This window comes from Kitasatospora sp. NPDC056783 (assembly GCF_042789895.1).
GTDB lineage: Bacteria > Actinomycetota > Actinomycetes > Streptomycetales > Streptomycetaceae > Kitasatospora.
Window position 1 is genome coordinate 1 of the sequence record NZ_JBHUAF010000508.1, and the last position, 4,980, is coordinate 4,980.

General features: G+C 74.9%; 5 protein-coding genes. 2 read left to right on the top strand and 3 right to left on the bottom strand.

Annotated features, from left to right (window positions below; genetic code table 11):
• Positions 1–187: 187 nt before the first annotated feature.
• Both ACFRMQ_RS38035 and ACFRMQ_RS38040 read left to right on the top strand, forming a co-directional pair.
• Positions 188–970, top strand: coding sequence for an SDR family NAD(P)-dependent oxidoreductase (locus ACFRMQ_RS38035; protein ID WP_380735446.1), 783 nt, complete (start codon positions 188–190; stop codon positions 968–970).
• A gap of 144 nt (positions 971–1,114) precedes the next feature.
• Positions 1,115–1,891, top strand: a complete 777-nt coding sequence (locus ACFRMQ_RS38040; protein WP_380735447.1) for a GNAT family N-acetyltransferase — start codon at positions 1,115–1,117, stop codon at positions 1,889–1,891.
• Positions 1,892–1,988: 97 nt separating this feature from the next.
• Here the strand turns inward: ACFRMQ_RS38040 and ACFRMQ_RS38045 are convergent, their stop codons facing one another.
• From ACFRMQ_RS38045 to ACFRMQ_RS38055, 3 genes are all read right to left on the bottom strand, one after another.
• Positions 1,989–3,101, bottom strand: a complete 1,113-nt coding sequence (locus ACFRMQ_RS38045; protein ID WP_380735451.1) for a PP2C family protein-serine/threonine phosphatase — start codon at positions 3,099–3,101, stop codon at positions 1,989–1,991.
• Between the two features lie 316 nt (positions 3,102–3,417).
• On the bottom strand, positions 3,418–3,840 hold the full coding sequence (locus tag ACFRMQ_RS38050; protein WP_380735449.1) for a MarR family winged helix-turn-helix transcriptional regulator: 423 nt from the start codon (positions 3,838–3,840) through the stop codon (positions 3,418–3,420).
• 30 nt (positions 3,841–3,870) lie between these two features.
• The coding region (locus ACFRMQ_RS38055; protein ID WP_380735450.1) for a M48 family metalloprotease at positions 3,871–4,980 on the bottom strand (1,110 nt) is incomplete at its 5' end.

Here is a 4,980-nt window from a genome sequence, read left to right on the forward strand (position 1 = left end):
GGACCGTACCGACGGTCCCGGGCCGCCGCTCGGGCGTCGGCGACGGGTGTGCGCGCGGCACGGGAACTCCCGACCCGTGCCGCAGCGGTGACGGCACGTCATCCCGGGTGAACCGGGCCGACGTCGCCCGGGGCGGTCTCCGGCCGGAGGGTGGGCCGATGGCGTCGCCGTCGGTAGAGTCCGCCGCATGGTGAGCGAGAGCGTGGTGGAGGGCGGGCGGCTGGCCGGCCGCTCCTGTGTGGTGACGGGCGCGGCCAGCGGCATCGGGCGGGCCGTCGCGGAACGGTTCGTCCGTGAAGGCGCGTCGGTGGTGGCCACCGATGTGGACCGGGACGGACTGGAACGGCTGGCCGAGCGGTTCCCGGGCGCCGTCAGCACGGTGGTCGGTGACGTGGCCCGGGAGGAGGACGCCCGCCGGATGGTGGCGGCCGCCGTCGAGCGGCACGGGCGGCTGGACGTCCTGGTCGCCAACGCCGGGATCATCCCGCTGATGGAGATCACCGAGGCCACCGTCGAGGACTGGGACCACGTGATGGCGGTGGACGGCCGCGGCATGTTCCTCACCTGCAAGTACGCGATCGAGGCGATGACCGCGCAGGAGCGGCCCGGCGGTGCGGTCGTCTGCCTGTCCTCCATCTCCGGCGAGGCCGGCCAGCGCGGCCAAGCGGTGTACGGGCCCGCCAAGTTCGTCGCCTCCGGCCTCACCAAGCACCTCGCCGTCGAGTGGGCCGACCGCGGCATCCGGGTCAACGCCGTCGCCCCCGGCACCATCACCACCGAACGCGTCGCCCGGCTGTACGACGAGCCCGGCGGCGCCGAGTACCTCACGGAGATCGGGAAGCGGCATCCCATGGGGCGCCTCGGCGATCCGGCGGAGGTCGCGGCGGCCGTCCTCTTCCTCGCCTCCGACGACGCGTCCTTCGTCACCGGGGTCGTCCTGCCGGTGGACGGCGGCTACCTGGCCCAGTAGCGCGCCGATCGCCGGTGCCCGGCCCCCTGGCCTCAGCGGTGAGCGGCCTCCTCGGTGAGCGGCTCGACCGGGGTGGCCGCCGCCCGCGGGCGGCGGCGCGGAAATCCTATGGCGTGCGCGGCCGGGCCGTGTTGGAGTGAGCGGATGGATCATGACGACGTGCTCGCCCTGTTCGACGACCGGCTCCGGCGCAACGCGCCGCCCGACCCCGGCACCCGCATCGAGCGCGACGGCGCGGTGGTCCGGCAGGTGGGCCGGGAGCACAGCTGGAACGGCGTGGTCTGGTCCGGCCTCGACGAGGCCGGGGCGGACGTGGCGATCGCCGCACAGGTGCGCCACTTCGCCGAGCTGGGCCTGGAGTTCGAGTGGAAGACCTACTCCCATGACCACCCCGCCGACCTCGGCGCCCGACTGCTCGCGGCCGGTTTCACCCCGGAGCCGGACGAGGCGCTGATGATCGCCCGGATCGCGGACCTGCCGACCGGGGTGGTCCTGCCCGAAGGGGTCCGGCTGGTTCCGGTGACCGACCCCGCCGGGGTGGACCTGCTGATGGAGGCCCACGAACAGGCCTTCGGTGTCGAGCACCCGGGGCTGCGCGCGCGGATGCTCGACCAGCTGGGACACGGCACCGGGACGGTCGTCGCGGTCGTCGCGATGGCCGGCGACCGGCCGGTCAGCGGCGCCCGGATGGAACTGATCCCGGGCACCGGGTTCGCCGGGCTGTGGGGTGGCGGCACCGCGCCCGACTGGCGCGGCCGGGGCATCTACCGGGCCCTCGTCGCCCACCGGGCCCGCCTCGCGGCCGACCTCGGCTACGAGTACCTCCAGGTCGACGCGAGCGATCAGAGCCGCCCCATCCTCCAGCGCCTCGGCTTCGCCCGGCTGAGCACGACGACGGCGTACGTGCGTGGCGTGGGGTGACGCGGGGTGACGCGGGGTGACAGCTTTCAGCTGACAGATTTCGAAATCTGTCAGCTGTCATCTGAAAGTTGAAAGCCGTCGCCCGCCGGCCGCGCCCTCACGGCAGTCGCTCGACCACCACCATGGCGGCGTCGTCGTCCATCCGGCCGCCGACGTGGGCGAGCAGGTCGCGGCGCAGGTGGTGGAGCAGCGCGGCGGGGCGTTCGGCGCGCCAGGCGGTGACGCGTTCGGTGAGCGGGTAGAACCGCCGCCGGCCGTCGCGGGCCTCGATCACGCCGTCGGTGTAGATCAGCAGCCGGTCGCCGGCGCGGAACGGGAAGCTCTCCACCTCGTACCGCGTGGGCGCGAGCTCGCCGAGGCCCAGCGGCGGGGCGGGATGGCGGGCGGCCAGGGCGGTGATCCCGCCGGGGCGCAGCAGCAGCGGGGGCGGATGGCCGCAGTCGATCAGGCGGACCGGCGAGCCGTCGTCGGGGATGTCGAGCAGGACGGCGGTGATGAACGACTCGCCGGAGTCTCCGGAGTCGCCGGACTCCTCTGCGCCGTCCGTGGCGGATGGCCGGCGCAGTCTCGCCTGCCGGGACTGTTCGGCGAGCTGGGCGAGGTCCCAGCTGACGCTGCCGTCCAGGTAGGCGGCCAGGTCGGGCAGGTCGGCGTGCAGGTGCGCGGCGGCGCGGAAGGCGCCCAGCAGCAGGGCCGCGTCGCCGAGCGAGGACAGGCCCTTGCCGCGCACGTCTCCGACCAGCAGGCGGGTGCCGGTGGCGGTGCGGGCGGCCGCGTACAGGTCGCCGCCGACCTGCGCCTCCGCCTCGGCGGCCAGGTAGACGGAGGCGAGGTGCAGCGGCCCGATCCGTTCCGGCAGCGGGCGCAGCAGGACCCGTTGGGCGGCCTCGGACACCGAGCGCACCCGGGCCAGTTCGCGCTCGTGCCGTTCGCGCAGCACCCGCAGTCCGACGATCAGTACCGAGACGACCAGTTGCGCTCCCAGTTGGGTCTGGATGTTGGAGCTGGTCAGGCTGTCCCGGACGGTGCCGATCACGGTGAGGGCGGCAAACGCCAGCACGGCGATCCCGGCGGTGGCCCGGGGCCCGGCGAACGAGGCGGTGAGGGCGGGGGCGACGATCAGCAGCGGGCCGAGGTGGATGTCCGGCGGGGAGAGGATGTCGACCACGGCGATCAGCACGATCAGCGCAAGGGTGAGCGCCGTCAGCACCCGGCGGTCGGGCCGCCAGGTGCGGCGGCGGTCGGGAGGATGCGGCGCGGACGGCGGCTGCGGCGCATCGGGGCGCTGCCGGAGGGGCACTCCTCCTCTGTACACCGTGGGGGCGGCGGCGCGCACCCGGAGACCTCGCGCCGGGTGGTCGCCGGGTGGTCGCCGGGCGGGCGGAGGGCGGTCGCCGGGCGGTTCTCGCGCTGTCGCCGGGCGGTTCTCGCGCTGTCGCCGGGCTGTTCTCGCGCTGTCGTCGGGCGGTTCTCGCGCTGTCCTCGCGCTGCCCTTCTCCTCCCGGCCGCCGTGGTCGCCCGGCGGGTCAGCCCTCCGTGCCGTAACGGGCCAGGTAGTCGGCGAAGCGTGCGACGTCCTCGTCGGACCAGTCGGTGAAGCGCGTGGTGAAGGAGAGGCGCCGCTGCTCGTTGGCGTCCTTCAGCAGGGTGAGCCCGGCGTCGGTGGCGCGCAGGATCTGGCCGCGCTGGTCGTCCGGGTCGGTCTCCCGGGCCAGCAGGCCGAGCTTCTCCAGGGCGGTGACCTGGCGGCTGACGGTGGACTTGTCGAGCATGAAGTGCGAGGCCACGTCGGCGGCCCGGCAGCCACCGCGCTCGGTGATCAGGTCGAGGATGCTGTACGTGACCAGGGAGAGGTCGGGGTGCAGCTGGGAGGCCTTGTGCCGGGCACGGCGGGCGAATGCGGTCAGCTCGCGCTGGATGGTGTCGATGGACGACTGGCGGCCGGGCACGGTGGTCCTACCTCCTCGGTATTTGTTGCACTATACAACGGATTCGCCCGGGTCGGTGCGCTGCCCCGACGCGGCCTGCCAGGCGCGGGCGGCGGCGATCCGTCGGGTCGCACTCGGATGAGTGGCGAACAGTAGCTCAAGCACCCTCGGCGGGTCGACATCGGAGACGTTCGCCACGGCCAGCCTGCGCTGCATCGCCACGAACTGCTCGGCGTCCCCGGTCAGTTCGAGCGCGTGCCGGTCCGCGCGGGCCTCGATCCGGCGGCTCACCGCGCACTGGAGCGGACCCGAGAGCGCGCCCAGAAGCGCCGCGAGCGCCGCCAGCAGCGGCAGCGCCCGGGGGTCCGCCGGGTCCGTCGCGCCGGCGGCGTCCAGCAGCGGTCGCCAGGCCGACAGCAGGCCGAGCACGGCCACCGCGACCGCCGCGCCGACCGCGCCCAGCGCGGTGCCGACCGGTACGTCCCGGTGCTTGACGTGGCCCAGTTCGTGCGCGACCACCAGTTCCACCTCGCGCGGCGTGGCGGTCGTCAGCAGGGTGTCGTACGCGACGATCCGCCGGGTCGCGCCGAACCCGGAGACGTACGCGTTGAGCGCGGTGGTGCGGCGGGAGGCGTCGGCCACCAGGACGTCCCGCACCCGGACGCCGTCCCGCGCGGCCAGCGCCAGCAGGGCGGCGCGCTGTTCGCCCGGGGGCATCGGGGTGAAGCGGTTGAACACCGGCTCGATCAGCAGCGGGTGGAGGAAGGAGAGCGCGGCCGTCAGCAGTGCCGCCGCGCCCGCCGCCGGCAGCCACCAGCGCTGCGGCGACCAGGCGGTCAGCGCGAACAGCCCGAGCGCGAGCGGGAGGAAGAGGACCAGGGCCAGCCCGAGGCCGCGCAGGGCGTCCAGCGCCCAGCCGGCCCAGCCCTGGGTCACCAGCCCGTACCGGGCCCGGACGGTCCGTGCCCCGGCGCCGAACGGCAGTCCCAGCACCTGGCCGAGCAGCACCAGGGCCGCCGCGCCGACCGCCACCTCGGCCGTCCGGGAGCCGCCGAACCAGCCGCCGGCGGTGGTCACCACGGCGGCCCCGGCCGGGGTGAGACCGAGCAGCAGGGTCAGCGCCAGTCCCGCCAGCCGCCCGCCCAGCGCCCACGGCAGCTG